The organism is Desulfitibacter alkalitolerans DSM 16504 (assembly GCF_000620305.1).
Classification (GTDB): domain Bacteria; phylum Bacillota; class DSM-16504; order Desulfitibacterales; family Desulfitibacteraceae; genus Desulfitibacter; species Desulfitibacter alkalitolerans.
Genome location: NZ_JHVU01000024.1, coordinates 63,611 through 88,966 on the forward strand (window position 1 = coordinate 63,611; position 25,356 = coordinate 88,966).

Consider the following 25,356-nt stretch of genomic DNA (forward strand, 5'->3'; position numbering starts at 1 on the left):
AAAAAATACATCATGACAATTAACCTTTTGTCCCATTTTAACACTCCTTAAAATATTTTGTTAGTTTAAATATATCTAATTTTCTTGCACTTTAAAGCAAAATACACTTTATTTTATCCGATGGTTAACCACCACTAAGACTCCACCTGAAGACAAGAATCCTGTTTATGGCATTTCTATCTTCCTTTTGAAAATAGAAACCTTTAATCATGTATATATTTTAACATAAACATGTTTATTTAGTAAGCATATATATTTATTATATTTTGATTATTTTATTAATTAGTCTGGTATTATCCAATACATTGTAAAATTTAAAACAAAATCTAAAATTAATCTGGATGTTATAAAAACCTGGATGTTATTTCAATATTATTGTATCATTAACTTATAAATGGTATAATTTATAACTAATTTATGTCTTTATATCAAGAGGGAATTATGAGAGAAATTCAAAAGCAAAGAATGATGCGCTACTTTATTGATGGAGCATCACAAATCATTGAAGAAGAAGGCATTGGTGGGGTAACAGTTAGAAAGGTAGCTGACCTGGCAGGCTATAATAGTGCTACCCTTTATAACTATTTTCAAAACTTAGATCACCTTGTTTTTTTTGCATCCATGCGGTTTCTAAAAGAATATGCCCAGAGTCTGCCTAGCTATGTCAAAGAGTCAGCCAATGCCCTTGAGAGATATTATCGCATCTGGGAAGCATTCTGTTTTCATTCTTTTAACAAACCTGAAATCTATAATGCTATCTTTTTTACAAAGCTGGATATTCCCCTGGAAGAATCTATTAAGGTTTTCTATGAACTATATCCTCAAGACCTGGGAGAACAACCCCAAGAGCTATTGCCCATGCTTTTAAAGCAGAATATATATGATAGAGCCAGAACCATTGTAGAGGCCTGCGTAAAGGAAGGCTTTATAAATGAGGAGCATATAGCAGAGGTAAATGAAGCAGTATTACTTATATATCAAGGAATGTTAACCAGGATCATTAACAAGCAGGTTGATTATTCTGTTGAAGAGGCGGTGGAAAAGACCATGGGCTATATTAGAAAAATAATCTATGCTTATCAGTTAACAGACTAATCAAATGACAATACCTTATACAACACCTTATCTATCATAATATCCTTGACAAATAATAATAAAGCGTATAATATATCATAAAACTAAATAAATTCTTATCAAGAGTGGTGGAGGGACTGGCCCTATGAAGCCCGGCAACCCCTATAAAGGAAGGTGCCAAATCCTTCAGTATTTTTATACTGAAAGATAAGATGCGGATGCTTATAAAAGAGCCTTTCTTATCGAGAAGGCTCTTTTTTAATAATAAATTAACAAGGCGGGTGTATGGATATGAAAAGGTTTTTAGCTGACAGAGCCTCTGTTTTAGGAACAGAGGCAGCATTCGAGGTTCTTGCAAAAGCAAAGGAACTTGAAAGGAGCGGAATAAAGGTTATTCACATGGAAATAGGCGAGCCTGATTTTTCTTCCCCTTTTAGAGTTATAAATAGCGCTATTACAGCGATGAATCAAGGCAATACAAAATACTGTGCAGCCGATGGTCTTATTAATGCTAAAGAAGTAATTGCTAACCATGCAAGCAGACTTAGAGAGATAGAATTTACTCATGATGAAGTTGTAATTACTCCTGGAGCAAAGCCTATCTTATTCTATTCAATGCTTGCATGTATTAACCCGGGAGATGAGGTGATTTATCCTAATCCTGGCTTTCCTATATATGAATCATTAATTCATTTTTGCGGGGGCAAACCAGTTCCTGTTCCAGTAGAGGAAATGAATGATAATTTTTCCATAGATATCAATAAGCTTGAACAGCTTATATCAGATAGAACCAAGATGTTAATACTTAACTTCCCACATAATCCAACTGGTGGAATATTAAAGAAATATGACCTGGAGGAAATTGCTCACCTTTGCATAAAAAACGACCTTTTAGTTATTTCAGACGAAGTTTACAACAAGATATACTATGATGAAAAACCCATTTCAATAGCATCCTTACCTTTCATGAAGGAAAGAACTATTATTGTTGATGGTTTTTCAAAAACCTTTTCTATGACTGGTTGGAGACTAGGTTTTGGTCTAATGCCTAAAGAACTTATCCCCCATATTACTCGATTAATAATTAATAATTACAGCTGTACTCCACCCTTCATTCAACTGGCTGGAATTGAAGCATTGCTTAATTGTAGTAGTCATACTGAAGAAATGGTCAAGGAGTTTGCAAAAAGAAGAGATATGCTTGTTAAAGGATTAAATTCCTTATCAGGATTTTACTGCCATAAACCAAAGGGTGCTTTTTATGCTTTTCCAAACGTTAATGGTACTGGAATATCTAGTTCTGTCCTGGCCTCTGAAATATTAGAAAAGGCAGGAGTAGCAACTATAGATGGAGCTTCTTTCGGAAAATACGGACAAAATCACCTTCGTCTTTCCTATGCAACATCAATGGATAACATTTGTGAAGCAATTAATAGAATTGATATGTATCTAACCAAAAACAATAAATAATCTTATTTAAAACTCAGCGAATAAAAAGCTAACTATCTTCACTGCAAAAAACACACAAGGGATATGTAAAAACAGCTATTACACATCCCTTAATTTATTAGAATGGGCCTCATCCTCTAATTAATTATTCCTTGATCTTTTTCACTAACTCGTCAGGCAGTGCAGGTATGTAAAAGCAGGCCATTTTCATGCTTTCGGCTGAATAGTTTTTACACTGATGCTGTACTCCCGCCTTGGCATAAATAACTGAACCAGGCTCTAAATCATAATGCTTGTCTTCTATGATGGCTTCTCCCCTGCCTGTTATTATCAATATCATCTCGTCTACAGGGTGGATGTGAAAATCAGTCTGTCCTGTAAGTGGATAAAGTGTTGACATTAAAAAGGTAAAGTTCTCCATTTCCTCATCCTGTTGGGGTGTATATACCAGCTGTAAATTGCGCATGTTTGGTTCTGGTACAGTTTTGCAAGCAATCTCAAATACTTTTTTAACAAAATCCATGGATAAATCCCCCTTGATATTTTTAATTATATTTTAGTTGTTAATCTGTTGAACATTAGACCTAAAGCCTGGCAACTCCTGATCTTCTTGCAGCAACAGCTACCGCCTCAGCCACTGCAGGAGCAACCCTTTTATCAAAAGCACTAGGTATTACGTAGTCTGGATTCAAATCATCTGCCGATACTAGCTCGGCTATTGCATAGGCAGCTGCTAGTTTCATTTCCTCATTTATATCACTTGCCCTAACATCTAAAGCACCTCGGAATATGCCAGGAAAAGCGAGAACGTTATTAACTTGATTGGGAAAATCAGACCTTCCTGTACATACCACCCTGGCACCTGCTTCGTAAGCTAATTCAGGCATTATTTCCGGGACAGGGTTGGACATAGCCATGACAATAGCATCCCTGGCCATTTGTGAAATCATTTCTTTTGTAGCAATGTCTGGGCCTGATACTCCAATGAAAACATCTGCATCAACCAGCGAACCAGCTAAGTCACCAGCAAATTTTTCCTTGTTTGTAACCCTTGCCATTTCTTCCTTTATCCAGTTTAAACCCTCTCTGCCCTCATAGATTGCACCTTTTCTATCACACATAATTACATTGGAAACTCCTAGGCCCAGCAGCAGTTTAATAATTGCCACACCTGCTGCCCCAGCCCCAGCAATAACTACTTTAATATCTTCTAGCTTTTTATTAACAATTTTCAGTGCATTAATTAGAGCAGCCATGGTTACTACAGCGGTGCCATGCTGATCATCATGAAATACTGGAATATCAAGCTCCTGCTTTAACCTTTGTTCAATGGTAAAACAGGCTGGCGCTGCTATGTCTTCCAGGTTAACTCCACCAAAGCTGGGAGCAATTAATTTTATTGTTTCTATAATTTTTTCCTCATCCTTTGTATCAAGACAAATTGGAAAGGCATCAACATCAGCAAAGGCCTTGAAAAGAATAGCTTTTCCTTCCATTACCGGCATGGCAGCAAGGGGACCAATGTCACCTAGTCCCAATACTGCAGTTCCATCACTTACTACTGCAACCATATTCCCCTTGGCTGTATACTTGTAGCTCAATTCAGGATTAGCTGCAATTTCTTTACAGGGTTCTGCTACCCCCGGTGTATATGCCAAACTCAAGTCTTTTTGTGTACTGACTGGAACTTTAGGTACAATACTTAGTTTCCCCCTGGCAGTTTCATGAAACTTTAAGGCCTCGTCCCTAACTGACATTTTTTATTAACCTCCGCGTGGTATCTCGTGGTCAGGGCTGTAAAGCCCTGTAACCACGGTGTTTTTTACATCAGCTACATGTAGTTGATGTGCCGCATTTATTCCACGGTCCTCTTGACAATGAGCCTCCACCGGCATGTCTGCAGGCATCACCGGCATCCCCCATGCCAGAGCATGGTTGATGCCTGGCGGATCAGCCTAACATGCCGGTACTCATTGTCAAGAGGCTTTCGCGGCATAAACGCTACTGATTTACATGGGCTACTTGGACTACTATGACTACACACCACGAGATTACATAGTAGTCCATGTGAAAATCATCTACATCGACTACTTTAACTACTATGTTTTATAATCACGAGATACCTTAAAAAATATTTACTACATGTACAATTTAATTGTATTAAAAGATTTGAGGGTTAACAATATATTTTGGCCTTTTCCCATTAATATGATCCAGAACGCCCTGGGCAGCATGAACAGCCATGGCTATTAGAGCATCTTCAGTTAAGGCAGCATTATGTGGAGAAACCAGGATGTTATCCAGGGTGAACAAAGGATTGTCCTTTGCTGGAGGCTCTTCTTCGAATACATCCAAAGCCGCGCCTCTTATCTGGCCAGTTTTTAAGGCTTGATACAAAGCTTGTTCATCTACAATTGAGCCTCTAGATACATTAATTAAATAAGCGGAACTTTTCATCATATTAAACTGCTTCTCGCCTATCATTTTACTGGTAGCATCTGTTAAAGGAGTATGAATTGTTATAATATCTGAATTGGCAAGGAGTTCATCTAAAGTTTCCACCAGGGCAATCTCATGCTTTCTTGCTGTATCAGGATTTACATAGGGATCATACCCAATGAATTCCACCCCAAGACCCCTTAGCTTTTCTACCAGCAGCAATCCTATTTTACCCATACCAACCAGACCAACTGTTTTGCCTTTAATCTCTGTCCCTATAATCTTATTTCTTAGATAAAAATTTCCTTTTCTGGTCTCATTGTCTAATTGAACAAAGTTTTTTGTAACTGCCAGAATCATTCCCAGGGCATGCTCTGCAACTGAATGGATATTTGCTTCCGGTGCATTGACAACCATGATCCCAAGTTCGTTTGCTGCTATTAGATCTATATTGTCAACACCAATGCCGTGTTTTGCAATGACTTTTAGCTTTGGCAGGCTCTTGATTATCTCACCTGTTATTTTAGCACTTCTAATTATAATTCCCTGGCAGTCAGCAGCTTCCCTGATGATAGTTTCTGAATCTGTACTTGAGCCAATTATTACATCTACTTCTTTTTTTAAAAGATTAATTCCATCTTGGTGGATTGGCTCTGTTAAAAACACTTTCTTCATAGGCTCATCTCCCGCTAAAAATAAGTTAATTATTGCGTCATCCCTTTGTCTGTTGAATAATCTGTTTGGCTGCGCCGGCTATCATTCCCTGGTCTGTGCTTATTAACAAATACTGGACACCTTTTTCAATAAATTCTTTCGCCTGGGCAGCAGCGGAAACAATACCAACTGCCTTGCCTGCAGCCAGCACCTTTTGAATTATCATGTCTATACTTTCTAACACCTTTGGATGATTGACCTCTCCTATAACACCCAGGGATTGGGAAAGATCCATGGGCCCAATAAAGATAATATCCAGATTTTCAAGCTTTAGTATTTCATCTAGGTTTTCCATACAGGTTACCGTTTCACAGTGTGCTGCCACAAGGGTATTGGCATTAGATTCTTCTACAAATTTTTTTATAGGGTTCATTCCATAGCTTGCTGCTCTAGTAGTTGGAGAAAATCCACGTTTGCCTATTGGGTCAAATTTCACACTATCAATAAGGTATTGGGCTTCTTCTCTTGTATTAACATTTGGAACCTGTACTCCTAGAGCCCCAGCATCTAAAACCTGCAAAATCTCTACCTGATTATTTTCTCTAACCCTTACAATGGGCACTATATTAACTGAATCTGCAGCCCTTATCATATTTACCATGCTTTCTCTGTTCATGGCTATATGCTCATTATCCAAAACAAAAAAATCAAATCCAGCCAATCCTAAAATTTCCACAGAAGACGGATCATTCATTTTGACAAAGGTACCTATTACTGGTTCGTCATTTTTTATTTTCTTTTTAACACTATTCTCTCGCATCATATTATAATCACCCCAGTGTAAATTACATAATTTCCTAAAATTTTCTAAAGAGGAGGTTGGAGCATGTTAATATATAACCTAACATGCCCCATATATATTGGAGGAGGTTATTTGTCATATTTAAAATGTAAACAAGTTTTCAACATCTGCCAACCAGGCAAACCTTGCATCATACACCAGCTTATAGGTTTTGCATTCTCCAGCCAGGCCCCACAACAGGTAATATGTGCAGCCTGGAACAGTCCATGATGTATGGTAACCCTTTGGAATTGCTATGGCAATATCATCACCATCAACGGTATGATATTCATCCCATTTTTCTTCTAGGCTATAAGTATGCTGTATAGCATAACCACCATGGGGAGCCTTTATTTTAAAGGAAAAAATCTCGTCAAGGGGATATTCATTTTCACAGGTGTTTTCATGCTTGTGTGCCGGGAAGCCAATCCATCCCCCTGGCACAGATACAGACTCCCCTACTATTAATTTTTTTGTAACATTTGATTGAGGACTAAAGATAAAGCGATATTTTCTTTTCCAGTTAAGAGCCCCTGGAATGCCCTCTTTAATATCCTTTGGTTGAACAAAGCAGGGATCGTTGCCCTCTACACAGGGTGTAGAAAAAATCCTGGCTTCCATCCCCCCCTCTGTCTTGATTTTAATTTTACTCCCCGGTGGAAGATATACAGCAGTAGGAAGCTCATCATATACTGATTTACGATTTCCGTATATCTCATCAAGACCTTTTCCCTTACTGTACTCCACAGCTCCTGTAAAGTCTCCTCCCTGTAAGACCACTGCCATCTCTTCTCCAACAACCTCGTATTCTAACTCTTGACCACAACTTAAAAGAATACGGCTAAAATTCATATGTCTAAGATTTGAATTTTCTGGGGTAATAACCCTTTCAAAACCTTCTTTACCTTGAAATCTATGCAGTGTAGTATATCCCATTCTTCTACCCCCTAGGCAGCATATTTTCTAAAACTCAATCCAATCTAAACCTAATTCTGCAATTTTTGCTTTGGTGGGAACGCCCTTATCATCCCATCCTGAAATTGTATAAAAATCTTTGATTAATTTATAAAATTCTTCCTTGTCTATGGCTTTTCCGCTAAGGGGGCCCTTGCCCATGGGTTCAAAGAAACGCTCTGGAAGGGTATCATCTTCAGGACCAAAACCCTCTCTAGTGTTAAATATACGAGCCATAACGTTAGCCCTTTCCCCAACTTTCATAATCTCCCACATTCCAGTATGCCAGCCTGTCACAGCAGAAACAATCTCAAGCACCTTTCCAAAGGAAAAGGTAAAGGCTGGTGCTGTTACTAAATTGCAAAAGCCTACTGAATTATTAAAGCAGTAATACATCTGCAAATACTGGAACAATCTAAGTTTTCTTGCCGTTAAGTCCCTAACATCAATGGGCTCATATATTCCAAAAACATTCATGCTGTCTAAAGCAACTGTGTAGTCTGCAAACCCTCCATCATGGGGCATCTCTAAATGATCAGCACCAGTTGGAGACAATGCAAACCCTAAGCCAACACCTGTCTTGCCCCTTGGATCATGGGCTGCAAATTCCTGTCCTTTGACATGCATTGCATACTTTTCTGCACCTTTGCCAAATTTTTTCGCGGCAGCAACAATCCCCTCACCCAGAATATAACCAATACCCTGGCGATGAGCTATCATCTCTACCAGCTTGAGCATGGCTTCTGCATTTCCAAATTCCAGCTTCAAACCATCCGTATCTCCTTCTGTTATAATGCCCTTTTCATAACATTCCATGGCAAAGCCAACTGCCACAGAGGCAGAAATTGTATCCAAACCATATTTATTGCAGAGCTCATGTGCTTTAGCAACCGGCCTTAAATCAGTAATTCCACATATAGACCCAAAACCGCCAATGGTTTCATATTCTGGCCCACCGTAATAGGGATCTACCTGATATTTTTCATCCTTGGCAACCCTTTTACAGCGAATTGGGCATGCATAGCATCCTTCGTTTTTTACAAGGATTGTATCTGACATAGTCATACCATACAGGTTTTCTGCTCCATCAATTACACCGTCTCTAAAGTTATATGAGGGCAGGGTTCCAGTTTCATGAAGGCCCGGTATGGAATGGGCGGTTCCCCATTTATTCAGTCTTACATTTAGTGCATTATTCTTCCAGTTTTGCGCAAACCATTTTACAATTTCTCTAACCTTTTCCTTGTCAGCAACAGGTACTTCCTGTGTACCCCGAACAGCGATGCCCCTTAAATTTTTGGAACCAAATACAGCTCCCATGCCAGTTCTGCCATTGGCATGTTTAGAATTATTTAACACACAAGCATATTTAACAAGCTTTTCACCGCTTGGACCAATCTGTGCTACTACAATCCTTTCATCACCAAGTTCTTTTCGAATAATTTGCTCTCCCTCACCTACTGTTTTCCCCACCAGGTGAGAGGCGTCTCTAATTTCAGCTTTTCCATCCTTTACCCATAAATAAACCGGTCTGGAAGCTCTTCCCTTTATAACAGCTGCGATAAAACCGGCCTTTCCAAACTCAGGGGCCCACCAACCACCTGCTTCAGATTCCCCAAAACCATTGGTCAAAGGTGATTTGGAAGCAATGGTAAATCTTGATGCCCCTGGTATTGGTGTTCCACTTAAGATACTGGCGGCTACAACCAGCACATTTTCTTCACCAAGAGGATCTACTCCTGGTTTTAACTCATTTAAAAGAAAGTAGCCTGCTAAAGCACTTCCACCCATATATTTCCGAAGTATATCTTCCGGTAAGGTTTCAATTGAAATGCTTTCGCTGCTAAGGTCAACCCTTAAAACCTTACGTTGATTAATTTCTGCCACACTCTTTCACTCCTAACATATAATTGCTCATATTATAGCTTCACAAAACAGATTAACCTCCTGTAAAGACAGGTACAATTGCTACTTCATCCCCTTCTTCTAAAACATAGTCCATTTGCTTTATGTGACCATTGACTACAAACATAACAGCCAATTCTTTGCTTATGGGGATTTTATTGGCATTCATCAAATCTTTTATTGTCATGGTTTCTTTAATCTCAAATTCCCTGGTATCTTCATTCAAATTAAGATGTTTAAGATGCTTTAAAGTAACCTTCATTAACCTCACCCTTGTTTTCCTGACATATACAGGAATAGCTATAATTAGTAGTTAGGAGCTCTCTATAGGGAGAATTCCTAACTACTCAAAAACCTAGCACTTATTAATTTGTTTCAATTTTAACTCCAGCAGGGTACTTTTCCTTAATGTGGTTAACTAAATCAACCATTCTATCAACTATAACTTTTACGTACTTTTCTCCCTTTTCGGCAGTTGCTTTAGTTGGGTCCCCAACAACACCAGCCTTGAGATCCTTGTATTCTGGAGCACTTACCGTACCTTCATCAAAGCGCAGTGGCTTACAGGATTTTTCCTGGGTTGGGCCTGTAACAAACTGGCGGTCTAACAATGGTGTTGCCAATTCTTTAACTGCCCTGCTCATATCCACATACTCAGGGAAAAGGTGGAGTGCTATTGAGGTTTCAGCCTCGTCTGCATGCCAGAAGGGATCTTCAAATATATCGTGATGAACATCTCTAACACTATTTTGGAACATGACAGATAGTACATAGTAGCCTTCCTGCCCTAACTCCTGAACAGTATAATTGGTAACAAACGCCTGACCGTGACCAAAAAACAAAATGAACTTGTTGTAACCAGCAAGGGATACACCCCTTACAATATCCTTGATCATTGCCCTGCAGGTATCATTGGAAAGGGGTACTGTTCCTGGAAAATTATGATGATGGTGCGGATGGGCTCCATACCATGGACATGGCAGCAGCATGGCTCCTGTTCTTTCTGCTATTTCTTCCAACATGGGAAATAGCTGTAAAGTATCATGTCCCGTTGGCAAATGATATCCATGCTGCTCTATTGAACCCAATGGAATTATTGCTATATCACATTTCTTTGCATGCTCCACAATTTCATCCCAGCTTTTATGCTGCCACCAGTGAGAATGTTTTTTACCGCTTTGATTTGTCATTTTTACATCACCTTTCTTGTTTTAGTTTGTTTTATTTAAAGAAAATCTTTATTCGTTATAAAAACTCGTTCCAAACTCGTAGAGAGCATCATAAAATGCTACTATATTCTCCGGAGGTACATCCCTTTGGATATTGTGGATTGATGACAGAACCAATCCACCATCTGGTGCCAGATCATTAACACGTCTTTGTACTTCTGCACGTATCTCTTGAGGTGATTTTCTAGAAAGTATATTCTGGCTGTCACAGGATGCACCCCAGAAACAGAGCTTGTCACCATACTCTTTCTTTAACCAAGCTGTGTCATCCATGCCATTGGCAGAAACCTGAATTGGATTCCATGCATCAAAACCCACATCTATAAAATCAGGCAAAAACTCTCTAATAGCTCCATCACAGTGGTAAACAATTTTAACATCAGCCCTGGACTTAATAAAGGCTGCTACTTTTGCCTGCAAGGGCTTGATAAACTGCCTGTACATTTTAGGTGACATTATGGGATACTGCTGTGTTCCCAGGTCATCTGACATAACAGCCACCTGTACATATTTGCCAACTTCATTAAGTATCAATTCCCACTGACCAAGGTGGTATTCAACTACCTTTTCCAGCATTGCCTCAACCACAGCAGGTTCAGCAATCATTTTAATAAAGAAATCTTCATATCCCATCAACCACTGACAGGGTACATATATTCCACCATATAATGGGCCATTCATCACCAGGCAGTAATCTGTATTCTCATACATGTCTTTAGCTTTTTCTTTAATACCCGTTAGTCTGGCAGTATCCTTTGGATCTGGCCATGGATAATTTTCTATATCCCCTAGGGTACAATCCTTTAATGGAGGTTCTACTGGATCATAATATAGTCCGTCCTGTGGACATTTCCATTTGATTCCCCACTCATCCTTATACCAGGTGGAGCCGTCATTTTCTGTGTGTATCTGCAGCTCCAGTTGGCTGGGTCCGGTAGTATAGATGGGATAGCAATCTGCTTTAAATCTTTTACGTAAAAACTCATCTGGCAGTACAGATTGTGAAAGCATGGAAGTAAGTACTGTTTCATGTTCATAATTAAGATAATTTTTTAAATTTTTATAGGCATCCCTATGCAGGGTGGTCAGGTTAGATATGCCCCCAATATCAATGGGAACCCTGTCAGTTTCTTGATGATTTAATGCCCTGACTACCCTTTCTCTGGATGTTAATGCAGCCATTTTTTATCACTTCCCTCCTGGTTAAGTTTAGTTAAGTATCTTGCATTAAAATCTTAAATTCATTAACTTGGGCAAAGTCAGGGAGATGGCAGGAATATATGTTACCAGGACAATTACAACAATCATGAGAATTATCCATGGAACTATAGCTTTAACAAGAAGATCAAACTTCAACCCGCTAATTTGGCTTGCCATAAACAAATCACATCCTACAGGAGGGGTAATGAAACCCGTAACAAGGTTTACAATCATAATCGCCCCAAAATGCACCGGATTGATTCCTAATTCTATTACTATGGGCAAAAGAATAGGGGTAAGGAGGATTATGGCAGCATTGGTTTCCATGAAGGTGCCTACAATTAGCAATAATACGTTAATCATTAATAATATTAAGATTTTACTTGTAGTTATATCTAATATGGCAGCAGATATTTTTTGGGGTACCTGTGCAATAGTTAGAATATGCCCAAAGCCTGTTGATACACCAATAATAGCTAATACTGGAGCACAGATTAATACTGCATTAAAGGCGACAAAAGGCAGTTTGCTAACTTTAACTTCTTTATATACAAAAACACTTAAAATTATTCCGTATAAGCTGGCAACGGCTGCTGCTTCGGTAGGTGTGAATATACCCTTGTAAATACCTCCTAGCACTACAACAGGAATGGAAAGAGGTAGAATTGCCTCAAGAGAAATTTTTAATGCTTCTCTAGCTGAGTATTTTCGAACAACACCTGTATAACCATGTTTTTTAGAATATATAAAGGTGTAGATCGCAAAAACAATGGCAACTAGCAGCCCAGGACCAATTGCTGCTGCAAACATGGCTATTACAGACACACCAGCAGTTACTGCATATACAATCTGAATGACACTTGGTGGTATTAGTGCTCCCATGCCCCCTGACGCAGCAATAAGTGACGTTGCAAAGGGTCTGGAATATCTATGAGCTACCATAGCAGGTATCATAATAACTCCAATGGCTGCCACAGTGGCTGATCCTGTTCCGGATATGGAAGAAAAAAACAAACATGCTGCTATTGAAACAATTCCCAAACCACCGGTTAGTTTACCTAAGACTAGTTCAGAGAAATTAAGAAGACGTTTGGAAACACCGCCTACAGCCATAATAGTTCCTGCAAAGGTAAACAGGGGTACAGCCATCAATGGAAAGGAATTTAATGCTTGAATGGTTGCTTGGCCAAAGGCTTCCATACTCATGGGTTTAAGTATCCAGATTGTAAAAACTGAAGCTAGGCCTAATGAAAATGCTATAGGAACAGACAACAGTAGAAAGAATAGTAGACCCCCGAATAGTATAGCTGATATCATTGATTACACCCCCCACCTTTTTGTGAAATATCCTCATTAGATTTGGTATCATCGTTGTTATCAGCTTTAAATAAATCTAACAAATGTGAGTCATTATAGTAAGTTCCCATTACATTTTCAAAGCGCTCCATAGGCTGATTTAGGTTCATAATTTTCCATATTATACTTTGAATTACTCTGATTGTTATTAAAACTAATCCAACCAAACCTGCAAAATAAAGAAAATTCATAGAAATATTAGCTGAAATCGCTTTATCGCCAAACTTTGCTATGTCTTGAACAAGACCTGTTACTGAAATAAAAACAACAACAGTAAACAGTAAGAAAAATAAATCTGCTGCTATGGCAAAATATTTTTGTGTTTTTTCTTTAAACAATTGAATAAAATATCTCACTTTTATATGTCTTTGATTCCTGGTAGCGTAAGAAATCCCAAAGTACATTAGCCATACAAACATAAACCTGCTAATCTCTTCTGCCCAAGGCAAACCACCCCCAGCAAACTTCCTTAAAGTGATTTGCACAATGAGAAGGGTTAATAATGAATAAAACAACGTCATCATCATAAATGGTTCAAAATTTGCTTCAAGTCTATACAAAAACCTTTTCATACTTCACACCCCTTTAAAGCACAACTGTTAAGAGAGTTTAAATGTTAGCGTCTAGCGCATAACCCTAAACGCTAACACTTTTAAATCATTTATCAATTATTTTCTTGCAGCTGCAACTTCCGCCATTACAAAATCATAAACTTCCTGTCCACAGAGAGCTATAATATCTTCAGCGATAGCGACGTTCATTATCTCCCCTAGTTTTCTCTTTTCTTCTACAGGCAGTTCGTTTATTGTCACACCTAATGATGCAAGCTCCTTAAGTATTTCTTCTTCTTGATCTTGAAGCATTTGTCTTTCTGCTTTAATTGCTTCCCTTGCAGCCCTTTCTACTAGCTCTCTATCAGCTGCAGATAAACCATCCATGAATTTTTTATTAGCCTTCCATAGAAAGTTTGTATAAACGTGTCCTGTTAATGTCCAATAGGGGTTTGGTTCATAAAACTTTGCATTTTGGAAGCTCACAGTTGCACATTCCTGGCCGTCAATCAAGCCTTGCTGGAGAGCAGTGAATACTTCTGCCCAGGTTAAGCTTGTTGTTTGAACGCCTACTGAGTTCCAGGCCTTCATCATTAAAGGGTTATACCCCCTGATTTTTAATCCTTTAAAATCATCAACAGAATAAAGTGGACCTTTACTATTGGAGAAATTTCTAAAGCCTATTTCCATGTAGCCAAGACCTACAAGTCCCATTTTTTCTAACGGCTTCATTAATTCCTGTCCTGCTTTTCCATCTAGCACACTATGAGCATGGTCTAAATTATCAAACAAGAAGAAACTTTCCCAAACTGCAAATTCAGGAATATTTTGAACGTAATGCTGGGTTGCATTCAAAGTCATTTCAATATCGCCACGACGAACCAGCTCAAGGTTGGCCTGGGCATTACCCATTTGAGAGCCCGGGAAAATGGTAACAGTAATTCTACCATCTGTTTCCTCTTCAACTATCTTTTTAAATACTTCTTCCAATGCTACATGAGAGGGGTGTGCAACTTGACTTTCATGGGCAATACGAATCTCAAATTTTTTAGCTTCCTCTTTTGTTCCTGGATCTGGAGCAGGAGTATCCTTGCTGCCGCCACAAGCAGTTAAAAGCATCATTGCTGCCATTAACAACACAATTAAAACCATTAAACCAATAGTTTTTTTCATAAACTACCTTCCTCCCTGTTTTTCATTTTTAAACACACTCCGAAGTAAAGCAATATTCAAAAAACAAGCTACATTATCACCTCCCCTTATCACAAAAACCAATAACCAATTTTATATACATGTCTTTTTATGAATGCGTTTCCATATTGTTGAAAAAAATATTTTTTAAACTTCTAAATAAATTGTTGTTAATTGTCATTTATCTGAATACGCTTCCATATTTTGCTGCATTTTTGTAGGTTTAATATTTGCAACACATTATTATTTTCTATAACCACACGTGTTGCGTATGATAAGCTGTGGTTCCAAAAGAGTATGAATTGGTTTTATATTATCCGGTCCTTTATCTATCATTTGAATTAACCCTTCTACTGCTAATCGCCCTATCCTTGATTTGTCCTGCGCCACTGTTGTTAAACCTATCCTTTTATGACTACTCATGACAACATCATCGTATCCAATAATTGCAACGTCTTCAGGAATGCTTAATCCCATATCCAGAATTGCTTCCATAACTTTAAAAGCCATAACATCATTAGTTACAAATATAGCAGTAGGTGGAGCTTGCATTTTTAACAATTCCTGTGTGGCCTGGTATGCATATTTGGGACTGAAAGATTGATCTTTAACGTAATCAGAGTTAACAGCCAATCCAGCCTCGTGCAATGTTTCTTGGTAGCCAAGAAATCTTTCATAAGCCGTAGAAATTGTATCAGGCCCAGAAATATATCCTATCTTTTTATGTCCCAAATCTAAAAAATGACTTACAGCCAATTTTGCTCCCTGTTTATTATCCGTAACAATAAAACTTGCTTTTTTAAGTTTAAGTCTTGAGTTTATGAATATAACAGGATAATTATTAGCAATAAGCTCCTCTGCTTTCTTGTCCTTAAGTTTTATAGAAGCGAAAATAATTCCATCAACTCTTCTTTGCTGCAAAAATTCAATATAAAAATTTTGAACACTTTGTACATGATCAGTGTTACACAAAATTATTTCATAGCCTAATTCCTTTGCTTCATCGATTATATTCTTAGCAATTTCGCTGTAAAAAGAGTTAACAATATCAGAAACTATGAGACCTAAAGCATTGGTTTTTCGCAACGCCATACTTCTTGCAACATGATTGGGGTGATATCCTAATTCCTTTACAGCTTTCAGCACCTTCTCTTTTGTATCAACATTAATATAGTGATGTCCATTCAATACTCTGGAAACAGTGGTTTGTGAAACTCCAGCCCTTTTGGCTACGTCTTTCGCAGTAAATCTCATATGCAATTCCTCCTTGTATACTATGAGCAGCCCCCGATTTGGACGTTAATTTCCAGTTGGGACATTGCTCATTTTTTAATGTAGATCTTTAACAACTACAACAACAAGTTATTCATCGTAGCAGGGCTTGTGGGTATGTGGGCAATGCTTTAGCATTGTCCAAGCGATTGTGGACCCTGTGGGCAGGTGCGCAGCAGCTGTCCACAAGTCCACATGAGCGGCATATCCACAAGCCAATAACTAATATGCTATCTTTTTTAAAAAGGGTTTACAGTCCTGGGATGTCTTTGGGAAAATATAGCCAAAGGTGTCTACCAAGGGAATGTTCCATTTCCTCCAGTTGCCCCGTTATAGGGTGTCTTCCATTTTTAGAGTGTTCCCCTGGCCCCATGTTATAGACCTACACGCTGACTGTTTCCCGGTTTGCCTCTCCCTCTGTTAGCAGACGGAGGCCAGTGCACCGAGGGGATCCGGTGTATTCCTATAGCTCGCAAGGCTGTCGTTCATGGGTTTCCCAGGGACATCCCAAGACTGTAGACATCTATATATTTTAAAGTGAAGGAGGTGATTAAGATGTCTAACCCTTTGTTTGTCGGTATCGATATAAGCAGCAAGGACAATGTTGTTTGTTGTTTGTCTAATGATGATGAAAAGCGTCCTATAAGCCGGTTTAGTGTTTTTAATAATAGACCTGGTATTTTTGAGCTTAAGGATCGTATCAACCAGTTGGTTAGTAAACATGATTTTGATAGAATACTTTTTGGTTTAGAGCACACCGGTTGCTACTCTACCCATGCTGCCATCTACTTGCATCGCCATTTGGACTTTGCCTGCCCTGATGTTAAGGTCTACATGTTTAACCCTAGTCTGATTAAGGAGTTTAAAAAGGCTCATTTCTTGGATGCTCCTAAAAATGATAGGTTCGATGCCTGGTATATTGCTGCTAGGCTTAAAAGTGGCTATCTGCCTCATCCTTTTACTTGGAGTGAACCTTTGATGGCTCTTCAAAGGCTTACTCGGGCCAGGTACCACCTCATGCAGGCTCTAGTACGTGAAGCTAATTTTCTTATGTCTAACCTGTACCTGAAGTGTAGTGATTACTCTTTAGTCTTTTCTAACAAGTTATCTGCTACTTCTCTGGCTGTTTTGGAAGAGTTTGAGTCCGCTGAGGCTCTAGCAGATGCTTCTTTGGATGATCTGATGGAGTTTTTAATTCAGCATGGTAAAAACCGCTTTGATGATCCTCAGGCTGTTGCTAAACAGTTGCAAAAGGCTGCTCGTTCTTCTTACAGGTTGCCCAAGGCCATGTCTGATTCTGTTAACTTGGCCATGGCCTCTAGTATTAGGGTTATTAGAACAATCCAGGAACAGCTGCAGTCTTTGAAAAAGGCTATTGAGGACCATTTAAAGACTATTCCTCAAACTCTAGATTCTGTTCCGGGTATCGGTCCTATTTTTGCTTCTGGTATTATTGCTGAAATTGGTGATATCCATCAGTTTGACAGCCATAAACAGGTAGCTAAGTTAGCTGGTCTTGCCTGGACCCAAAATCAGTCTGGTGATTTTACTGCTAGTAGTACAAGGCTTATTCGCTCTGGCAACCGCATTTTAAGGTATTACCTTATTGAGGCGGCAAGCAGTGTTCGGGTGCACGACCCTGTTTTTGCCGAGTATTATGCCATGAAAAAAGCGGAGCCTAAGCAGTATGCTCATAAACGCGCCCTTGCTCTTACTGCCCGTAAACTGGTACGGTTAGTCTTTTTTCTGCTGAAGTCTAACCAACTCTACCAACCGAAAGGGGGAAACCGACAATTAAATTAGAATAGACCAAAGCTCAGGATTCCTTCCACCTATTTATTGTTATATTTGTAATAAATATACTTGTCATAGGGTGGGCTTGTTTAGTGTTGCCTTTTTTAGGCAAGCACCCCCTTTTGTGCAGCGAATTCTTTGAAAAATTTCCAATTACCTACTTGACATCATACCGCTGCTCTAATAGATTTAAGGCTGTAAAATGTGTGCGTATTCATATTTGTTTTTATTCGTCAATTAATTTAAAATTCCTTCTTTAAAAATAATTTTTTAAAGAAATTTTCAAAATATTTTTTGCAATTATAAGCTTTTATATATCAAGCTTTTCAGAAGCAAGGAGGGATTTTAAGATTTTTGCAAGAAAATTAAAGCTTTAAGGAAGGAAAATAAAAACATATGAAGAATCTTAACTTAATATGCGAGCGTATTCATTTTAGAAAATTCTAAAATATGTAAGGGGGTGCCTTTATTAAGATTACTATTAAGTGCCACGGAGGAATTGAAAAGTTTTCTAAACTTACTAATAAAATAGAAACTTTTACAGTTCCAGATAAAATTAGCGTTAAATCACTGTTAGATTTTTTGTCTTTTCCTAAGGGCTCTGTAGAAATAATTACTGTAAATAAAAAGCTAGCATGTTTAGAAACAGAAATAAGTGAAGGAGATACTGTTGATTTATACCCTATATTTCCAGGAGGATAACACAAAACAAAGTTAGGAGGCCAATTAAATGGCATATGGCTATATGGGCAAGAACTTGATTGTAGATTTAACAGACCAAAGTTTTCAAATTGATGAAAAAGATGAGTTGTTTTATAGAAAGTATTTTGGAGGTCCTGGTATAGGTGCCTATTATGCACTTAAATATATTAAACCTGGAATAGATCCATTATCCCCAGATAATGTTCTAATCTTTAGTACAGGCTTGCTGACTGGTACACCAGCACCTGCCATACCTAGATATACTGTTTGTGCTAAATCTCCATTGACAGGAGCTGTTGGAAGGTCAGAGGCTGGGGGCTTCTGGGGTCCTGAACTAAAAAAGGCTGGATTTGATGCTGTAATAGTAAAAGGAAAATCCAAAAACCCAGTATATCTAAAAATTGAAGATGGAAAATATTCTATAGAGGATGCATCCCATATCTGGGGCAAAACAACTCATGAATGTCAAGAAATTATAAGAGAGGAAATGGGTTTAAGGGCTAGAGTAGCACAGATTGGCCCAGGCGGAGAGAACCAGGTTCTGTATGCTAACATTGTTAATGAATTAGCTCACTTTAACGGCAGAAATGGTATGGGTGCCGTAATGGGTTCAAAGAACCTTAAAGCAATAGCTGTAAAGGGAAGTAATAAAGTTCAATGCATGGATTCTGATAAGGTTAAAGAAATGACCAGGTGGGTTTCTACCAATATGAATGACCATCCCCTTGCCTACGGTTTGTACCGCTATGGAACATCAGCTGGCATTGCCGGCAATAATGCTGGCGGCGGCCTGCCGACAAATAACTGGCAGGAAAATACCTTTGAAAAAGCCTCAGCAATAAATGCAGATAAAATGGAAGAAATTCTTATTCAGAGAAAAGGCTGCTTTTCCTGTCCAATACGATGCAAAAGAGTGGTTCAAATAAAAAAAGAAAACTGTATTGTTGATCCTGTCTTTGGCGGTCCTGAATATGAAACACTGGTCTGCCTGGGTTCTAACCTGGGAATTGGAAACATGGATATTGTGGCAAAAGCTAATGAATTATGTAATAAATACACTCTGGATACTATTTCCCTGGGTATGACAATATCCTTTGCCATGGAGTGTTACGAAAAAGGGTTAATAACTAAAAATGATACCGATGGTATTGAATTGACCTTTGGCAATGAAGAAATTATTTTGAAGCTTATTGAGGATATTGCATTAAAGAGAGGCTTTGGTGGCAAATTAGCCATGGGTTCAGTAAGATTGGCAAGGGAAATAGGAAAAGGTGCAGATAATTTACTTCTTGAAACAAAAGGCCAGGAAATACCTGCACATGATCCTAGAATAAAAACAGGTCTAGGATTGCAGTATGCCCTGGCAAGTCACGGTGCAGACCATTGGAATGCCCAGCATGATCAATTATTTCAAGAAAGCGGTTCTCTTGGTCTTAAAGGAGTAGAGCCCCTGGGCATACTTGAACCGGTTCCTGCCAGCCAGCTTTCTCCTGAAAAAGTACGCTTATATCACTACACCCATCTGCTTACTATAATGTATGACTGTCTAGGTATTTGTACTTTTGGTTTTGTTTCCAGGAGCATTGCTACCCTTGAAATGCTATTTGACATGACAAAGGCAGTTACAGGCTGGAACACAAGTTTATGGGAAATGCTCAAAGCTGGCGAAAGAGCATCAATCATGCTTAGAGTATTTAACAACAGAGAAGGGTTTTCCAGACAAGATGATACCCTGCCTAAAAGACTATTTGCACCCATTCCTACAGGTCCTTTAGCAGGCAAAAATCAAATTAGTGAAGATGATTTTAATAACGCCATCTCTTTATACTACCAAATGGCTGGACTAGATGAAAATGGCAAACCGCTTCCCGGCAAATTGCATGAGCTTGATTTAGGATGGCTAACACAATAACCAGTAGGATTTAGTAAAAAAGTAGTGAGGTAAGAAAAATTGTGCTTGTTTCTTACTGCACTACTTTTTGATTATTTCTATACATACTTTTAAACTCAATCTATTATTCGCCTGCCTACTTGCCTAAAATTTTCATAAGAATTTTTCTTCCATTGTCTGACAACCCCGAATCATCTATTTCATCCCGAAGCATAGCTAGTGTTCCGTATCCGCCAACATACCCATTAATACGGGCAGCTGCTGTAGATTTAACAAAATCCTGAAAGTCAGGATAAATTGCCCTTAACTCCTTCATCAGTTCAGGAATTCTCTGTAAATAGTATTTCTGGTGATAGTCTTCGGCTGGATAAAAGGTATCCAGCTTAGCCACTTCAGTATAAATCTTTTTGCCTGTTTTTCTTGCAAATTCACTTTTTGAATTCATAATAGTTTCTTTTTGCTCGTCATTATTATAGAAAAAGATAGACATGTACTGCCTTGACCAGGAACCTCTTGTAGGGTTATGGCTTTTCCAGAAAAGATCTAATAGGTCTTTCAATGATACTAATACTGGATTAAATTCAACCTCCAGGGTTTCTGTATGGTCACCCATATTCCTGTAAGTAGGATTAATGGTTGTTCCACCTGCATATCCTACAGTAGTGCTAACGACTCCCTTTATTAACCCAAACTGGGCATCAGGACCCCAAAATCAGCCTAATCCAAAGACAGCCTTTTCCAGTTTATCAGGTATATCCAAATCAATTTTAGGCTTACTGTGGTGTTGTTCCATAGTCTACTCACCTTTAACCTTTTCCTTTTGTTCATCCCTTTTAAAATCCATTGCAGCAGAGTTTATACAATAGCGCTTACCTGTAGGTTTTGGTCCATCATCAAAAACATGACCTAAATGACCTTCGCACCGTGCACACAATACCTCAGTTCTTTCCATGCCCAGGGATTTATCTGTTTTTGTTGTAATACTTTCATCTGAGTAAACATCATAATAGCTTGGCCAGCCTGTTCCGGAATCAAATTTCTTGTCTGAGGTGAACAATAGATTCCCACAGCCTGCACAGTAATATTTACCCTTTTCCTTGAGCATAGTACTTGTTATTTACGAAGGGTCTTTCTGTTCCCTTGTGCCTTAGTACATAATAAGCTTCCGGGTCAAGTTGTTTCTTCCATTCCTCATCAGTTTGTTTGATGGTTTCTCGTTTTTTAACGCCAATAGCTTCATTTTCTTTAGAATTGCCCATAAAACCTACACCTCCCGTTTGTTATTTATTATTTTACCCCAATTAAACTAATTTTTTTGTGAATTTTATATGTTTTTATTTTTACTTTCTACATGTAGCCACTGCTAAATAGTACTTCTTGCCTGGTATAGGTTTTTCAATGACTATGTCCTTCTGTAAAAAAATTTCAACCTCATTGAAGTTTTTTTCTAATAGCTTCTGAAATTCTTCTAATGTGTATTGAAAAAAGTGAAAGGGGCAGGTGCAGGGCTTATTCCGGCCTTGTCCCAGGGGTGTTGAGATTATAAGCAGACCATCATCTTTAAGCACTTTTTTAAGATTTTCTATGAAAGCCTCATCCTGCTCTAGATGTTCTATGGTTTCAAAGCTTATTATTGAGTCAAAAAGCCCCACACTTTTATGCAAATTTGTGTCCAGGGCATCGCCTAACACAAAATTAGCTTTTGGGTGGAAATAGTACCTTCTGGCATATTCTATGGAAGCTGAATCACTGTCAAGTCCAATCATTTCCTTTACCAGCCATCTTCCTGGGCCCTTTAAAATAATTTCACTTCCATAGCCTACTCCACAGGCAATGTCCAATACCCTTCCCCATACAAAACTGCCTGCAAATTTATACCTGGCAACATGTTCCATTAATAATCCATTACGAGGATTCATGTTTTTTGGTACTACCCTTTCATCTCTTGGATCTACCATAACAGACGCTAACCTCCCGTTCAGTCTAAAAAACATCTATACCATGGTTTTTATTCATTTCATTTAGAAATACTGCATTGGCTATTCTATCGTCAGAAATAACACATTTCTCAAAAACCATGACAGCCAGGCCCCTAATCTTGGCCTCTAGAGCAGCAAAAAAGACATCTGTATTGGTATATGCACCCACTAGAACTATCTCTGAAATGTTTTTTTGGCTAATTATACTTTCAAAGGATGTATTATAAAAGGCGCTTAAGGTTTCCTTATGAATTACATACTCACCATCCACCGGCTTAACTTCTTCTTTAATTTTGAAATTAAACTTTTGCTTTTTTGTGTCTGGAGTATATGGAAGGTTATTGAGATAGATAACAGGGTTTCCAGCTTTTCTTGCTATTACTAACTTATCATGGATATTTCTAACAACCTCTTGACAGTTGTTGCCTATATATTTTTCACCATTATGGTCAAAGTATTTATTTATACAGTTTATAATGACTAAAGCCGAATTAATAACCATCACCTTCTTAATAGATATATCCAAGTGCTGTATTGAAGTACTCTTATACTATATTTTACCACACGGGCCAGGAAAAATAAAAAACGAGAGTATCCTTCAAAACTTAATGTTGCTGATAAATTTGTTACAACATATTTAAAATACCGGAAACTTTTTGAATGAAAATGCCTATATGTCTTAATATATTCCTTTATTCGACATTTTTTGCTAAAGGAATTTCATTACAAAGATTGAATTAAGCTTAATGAGTCTCTTTTTAGGTGGTGGCTACATGCCCATTGTAAGGTGGTATGGTTCATCAGGAATGCAGAGAAAAGCTTACCATAGTAAGATAAAAGCACCAGAAGCCGTAAAAGCCCCCTATTCTAGTAAGAATACATTTGAAGAAGAACTTAGCCTGTCAAAAGAGCTTTTCTACAAGGCTTTTCAGAACAACCCAAACCTACTATTCATATCCACTATGGATGGTGAGCTTATAGATGTAAACAAGGCTGTTTTAGAAGTAATAGGTTATTCCTGGGATGAGCTATTAAATATTTCTAAGATTCAAAAGGACTTCTGTATTATAAAAGAAGAAAACGCCCTACCCTCTGAAGAGGAGTCAGGCAATAAATGGGTAACCTTTCAAACAAAGCAGGGCCAAATTAGAAAGGGCATATTAACAGTAGAACATTTACATGTTAATAACAATACATATGTTTTAAAAGAAATAGTAGACATTACCGAAAAGAATAAATTTAACCAGGAAATGGAGCATTTGGACAGACTTAGCATTGTTGGTAAAATGGCGGCTGCCATTGCTCATGAGGTTAGAAATCCTCTTACAACTGTTAGAGGCTTTCTGCAGCTTCTGCAAAAAAAACAAGAATGTTCCCAGTATATGGACTATTTCAATATTATGATTGATGAAATTGATAGAGCTAATAAGATTATAAGTGAATTTTTATCCTTTGCAGGCAATAAAACAAAGCCCTCTTCCAAGGGTAACCTAAACGCTATTATTGAAGGCCTGGTGCCCCTGTTATATGCTACAGCAACCCAGGACAGCAAGGATATTAATGTCCAGCTCCAGGAAATTCCACCAGTTCTGTTAGAAGAAAGTGAAATTCGGCAGCTAGTATTAAACCTTGTAAGAAATGGCCTTGAAGCAATGGATAATGGGTGTGAACTAATTTTAAAAACCTTTTTAGAAGACAATTCAGTTGTTTTAAGTATTATTGATGAAGGGCCCGGTTTTTCCAAGGAAGCTTTAGAAAATCTTGGCAATCCCTTCTTTACTACAAAAGATAAAGGCACCGGCCTTGGACTTTCAATTTGTTACAGTATTGTCCGCAGGCACAATGCCAAAATGGAAATAGAATCTGTTCCGGGTAGAACAAATGTTATGATTAAGTTTCCTATAATTAATAATTAATACTTAACACCTTTAACCCCCAATAGTGGCTAAAGGTTTTTTAATGTTTATCTTTTCACTTTAACCTTTGCCAGCTTCTCAAAATATTGAATCAGTGCTCCATGATCCGCTTCTCCTAATCCATCTGTCTTGAGTGCCTGCATCATCTCCATTATGGATGCAGTTAAAGGTAATGGCACACCAACCTCATGACCTGTATCCATTACATTTCCAAGGTCTTTAATATGGAGCTCAATCCTAAATCCAGGTTCAAATTTACGATCCATTACCAGGGGAGCCTTGGCATCCAAAACCGTGCTGCCTGCCAGACCACCCCTAATTGCATTGTAAACCTTATCCGGATCAACTCCTGATTTAGTCGCTAATACCAGTGCTTCACCCATGGCAGCTATATTGCCGGCAACAATAATCTGGTTGGCAAGCTTTGTCACATTACCTGCCCCAATATCACCACATAAGACCGCTGAAGCTCCCATGACCTTTAAAACTGGCAGACATTTATCAAAATCTTCCTGTGCACCCCCCACCATGATGGAAAGAGTTCCTTCAATGGCTTTAGGTTCACCACCACTTACTGGTGCATCAATCATTCTAATTTGCTTTGCCGCTAACTTTTCTGCTATTTCTCTACTAACAAGTGGTGCAATAGAACTCATGTCTACAACAATGGATCCAGGCCTTGCCCCCTCAATAATACCATCCTCACCTAACACAACCTGTTTTACCTCTGGAGAATTTGGAAGCATTGTTACTATAATTTCTGATCTGGCTGCCACATCCTTAGGAGAAATTCCAGCAACAGCACCTGCTGCTACAACCTCTTCTACTGCTTCTGGAACAATATCAAAAACCACCAGATCATACCCTGCTTTTATAAGATTTTTACTCATTGGTTTACCCATAATACCCAAACCTATGAATCCAATCTTCTTCATTAATCATACCTCCAGTAATATTAT

Annotated in this window: 24 protein-coding genes, 2 pseudogenes and 1 riboswitch; of the genes and pseudogenes, 6 read left to right on the forward strand and 20 right to left on the reverse strand. The window is 38.3% G+C overall.

Annotated elements, in window-relative coordinates:
• Window positions 1–441: 441 nt before the first annotated feature.
• Window positions 442–1,095, forward strand: a complete 654-nt coding sequence (locus K364_RS0102615; RefSeq protein ID WP_035267650.1) for a TetR/AcrR family transcriptional regulator — start codon at window positions 442–444, stop codon at window positions 1,093–1,095.
• Window positions 1,096–1,187: 92 nt separating this feature from the next.
• Window positions 1,188–1,288, forward strand: a riboswitch (SAM riboswitch).
• Between the two features lie 77 nt (window positions 1,289–1,365).
• On the forward strand, window positions 1,366–2,544 hold the full coding sequence (locus K364_RS0102620; RefSeq protein WP_035267688.1) for a pyridoxal phosphate-dependent aminotransferase: 1,179 nt from the start codon (window positions 1,366–1,368) through the stop codon (window positions 2,542–2,544).
• A gap of 124 nt (window positions 2,545–2,668) precedes the next feature.
• Here the strand turns inward: K364_RS0102620 and K364_RS22600 are convergent, their stop codons facing one another.
• The 14 genes from K364_RS22600 to K364_RS0102690 form a co-directional block, all read right to left on the reverse strand.
• On the reverse strand, window positions 2,669–3,046 hold the full coding sequence (locus tag K364_RS22600) for a cupin domain-containing protein (RefSeq protein ID WP_035267653.1): 378 nt from the start codon (window positions 3,044–3,046) through the stop codon (window positions 2,669–2,671).
• Between the two features lie 61 nt (window positions 3,047–3,107).
• Window positions 3,108–4,280, reverse strand: coding sequence for an NAD(P)-dependent malic enzyme (locus K364_RS0102630; RefSeq protein WP_028306728.1), 1,173 nt, complete (start codon window positions 4,278–4,280; stop codon window positions 3,108–3,110).
• Between the two features lie 6 nt (window positions 4,281–4,286).
• Window positions 4,287–4,433 (reverse strand): hypothetical protein, encoded by a 147-nt coding sequence (locus tag K364_RS26540; protein WP_156946381.1) that lies wholly within the window; start codon window positions 4,431–4,433, stop codon window positions 4,287–4,289.
• Between the two features lie 250 nt (window positions 4,434–4,683).
• The gene (locus K364_RS0102640) at window positions 4,684–5,637 is read right to left on the reverse strand and encodes a hydroxyacid dehydrogenase (RefSeq protein ID WP_028306729.1); all 954 of its coding nucleotides are present in this window, start codon (window positions 5,635–5,637) and stop codon (window positions 4,684–4,686) included.
• A gap of 37 nt (window positions 5,638–5,674) precedes the next feature.
• Complete coding sequence (locus K364_RS0102645) at window positions 5,675–6,439, reverse strand: HpcH/HpaI aldolase family protein (RefSeq protein WP_028306730.1); 765 nt, start codon at window positions 6,437–6,439, stop codon at window positions 5,675–5,677.
• Window positions 6,440–6,559: 120 nt separating this feature from the next.
• Window positions 6,560–7,393: a 5-deoxy-glucuronate isomerase gene (locus K364_RS0102650; protein WP_028306731.1), complete on the reverse strand. Its 834-nt coding sequence runs from the start codon at window positions 7,391–7,393 to the stop codon at window positions 6,560–6,562.
• 27 nt (window positions 7,394–7,420) lie between these two features.
• Entirely contained in the window at window positions 7,421–9,298 is a 1,878-nt protein-coding gene (locus K364_RS0102655; protein WP_028306732.1) for an aldehyde ferredoxin oxidoreductase family protein, read from the reverse strand.
• Window positions 9,299–9,350: 52 nt separating this feature from the next.
• On the reverse strand, window positions 9,351–9,578 hold the full coding sequence (locus K364_RS22605; protein ID WP_035267656.1) for a MoaD/ThiS family protein: 228 nt from the start codon (window positions 9,576–9,578) through the stop codon (window positions 9,351–9,353).
• 103 nt (window positions 9,579–9,681) lie between these two features.
• Window positions 9,682–10,506, reverse strand: a complete 825-nt coding sequence (locus tag K364_RS0102665; protein ID WP_028306733.1) for a creatininase family protein — start codon at window positions 10,504–10,506, stop codon at window positions 9,682–9,684.
• Between the two features lie 48 nt (window positions 10,507–10,554).
• Window positions 10,555–11,727 carry a uroporphyrinogen decarboxylase family protein gene (locus K364_RS0102670; RefSeq protein WP_028306734.1) on the reverse strand — a complete coding sequence of 391 codons (1,173 nt, stop codon included), beginning with the start codon at window positions 11,725–11,727 and terminating at the stop codon, window positions 10,555–10,557.
• Between the two features lie 45 nt (window positions 11,728–11,772).
• Entirely contained in the window at window positions 11,773–13,062 is a 1,290-nt protein-coding gene (locus tag K364_RS0102675) for a TRAP transporter large permease (protein WP_028306735.1), read from the reverse strand.
• Entirely contained in the window at window positions 13,059–13,673 is a 615-nt protein-coding gene (locus K364_RS0102680) for a TRAP transporter small permease (protein ID WP_028306736.1), read from the reverse strand. Before K364_RS0102680 ends, K364_RS0102675 begins: the two co-directional genes overlap by 4 nt.
• 96 nt (window positions 13,674–13,769) lie before the next feature.
• The gene (locus K364_RS22610; protein WP_035267659.1) at window positions 13,770–14,825 is read right to left on the reverse strand and encodes a TRAP transporter substrate-binding protein; all 1,056 of its coding nucleotides are present in this window, start codon (window positions 14,823–14,825) and stop codon (window positions 13,770–13,772) included.
• Window positions 14,826–15,086: 261 nt separating this feature from the next.
• Window positions 15,087–16,097, reverse strand: a complete 1,011-nt coding sequence (locus tag K364_RS0102690) for a LacI family DNA-binding transcriptional regulator (protein WP_035267662.1) — start codon at window positions 16,095–16,097, stop codon at window positions 15,087–15,089.
• 573 nt (window positions 16,098–16,670) lie between these two features.
• Here K364_RS0102690 and K364_RS0102695 point away from each other — a divergent pair.
• The 3 genes from K364_RS0102695 to K364_RS0102700 all read left to right on the forward strand — a co-directional run bounded on the left by K364_RS0102695 (window position 16,671) and on the right by K364_RS0102700 (window position 20,523).
• Window positions 16,671–17,918, forward strand: coding sequence for an IS110 family RNA-guided transposase (locus tag K364_RS0102695; RefSeq protein ID WP_028306738.1), 1,248 nt, complete (start codon window positions 16,671–16,673; stop codon window positions 17,916–17,918).
• A gap of 471 nt (window positions 17,919–18,389) precedes the next feature.
• Window positions 18,390–18,611, forward strand: coding sequence for a MoaD/ThiS family protein (locus K364_RS27780; protein WP_422857198.1), 222 nt, complete (start codon window positions 18,390–18,392; stop codon window positions 18,609–18,611).
• Between the two features lie 28 nt (window positions 18,612–18,639).
• A complete protein-coding gene (locus tag K364_RS0102700; protein WP_028306739.1) occupies window positions 18,640–20,523 on the forward strand; it encodes an aldehyde ferredoxin oxidoreductase family protein in 1,884 nt (627 codons plus the stop codon).
• Window positions 20,524–20,638: 115 nt separating this feature from the next.
• Here K364_RS0102700 and K364_RS27695 read toward each other — a convergent pair whose 3' ends face one another.
• From K364_RS27695 to K364_RS25380, 5 genes and pseudogenes are all read right to left on the reverse strand, one after another.
• The gene (locus K364_RS27695) at window positions 20,639–20,818 is read right to left on the reverse strand and encodes a hypothetical protein (protein WP_340622494.1); all 180 of its coding nucleotides are present in this window, start codon (window positions 20,816–20,818) and stop codon (window positions 20,639–20,641) included.
• Window positions 20,819–20,842: 24 nt separating this feature from the next.
• A pseudogene (locus tag K364_RS27700) lies at window positions 20,843–21,202 on the reverse strand (peptide-methionine (S)-S-oxide reductase MsrA); the annotation flags it as partial.
• Between the two features lie 96 nt (window positions 21,203–21,298).
• Window positions 21,299–21,761 (reverse strand): annotated as a pseudogene (gene msrB / locus K364_RS27785) (peptide-methionine (R)-S-oxide reductase MsrB).
• An 81-nt stretch (window positions 21,762–21,842) separates the two neighbouring features.
• A complete protein-coding gene (locus K364_RS0102720) occupies window positions 21,843–22,460 on the reverse strand; it encodes a class I SAM-dependent methyltransferase (RefSeq protein ID WP_028306741.1) in 618 nt (205 codons plus the stop codon).
• A gap of 25 nt (window positions 22,461–22,485) precedes the next feature.
• On the reverse strand, window positions 22,486–22,983 hold the full coding sequence (locus K364_RS25380) for a cysteine hydrolase family protein (protein WP_028306742.1): 498 nt from the start codon (window positions 22,981–22,983) through the stop codon (window positions 22,486–22,488).
• Between the two features lie 271 nt (window positions 22,984–23,254).
• On the opposite strand from K364_RS25380, the gene K364_RS22625 reads away from it, so the two are divergent.
• Complete coding sequence (locus K364_RS22625; RefSeq protein WP_051533765.1) at window positions 23,255–24,397, forward strand: two-component system sensor histidine kinase NtrB; 1,143 nt, start codon at window positions 23,255–23,257, stop codon at window positions 24,395–24,397.
• Between the two features lie 47 nt (window positions 24,398–24,444).
• Here the strand turns inward: K364_RS22625 and garR are convergent, their stop codons facing one another.
• Complete coding sequence (garR, locus tag K364_RS0102735; RefSeq protein ID WP_028306743.1) at window positions 24,445–25,332, reverse strand: 2-hydroxy-3-oxopropionate reductase; 888 nt, start codon at window positions 25,330–25,332, stop codon at window positions 24,445–24,447.
• Window positions 25,333–25,356 lie beyond the last annotated feature (24 nt).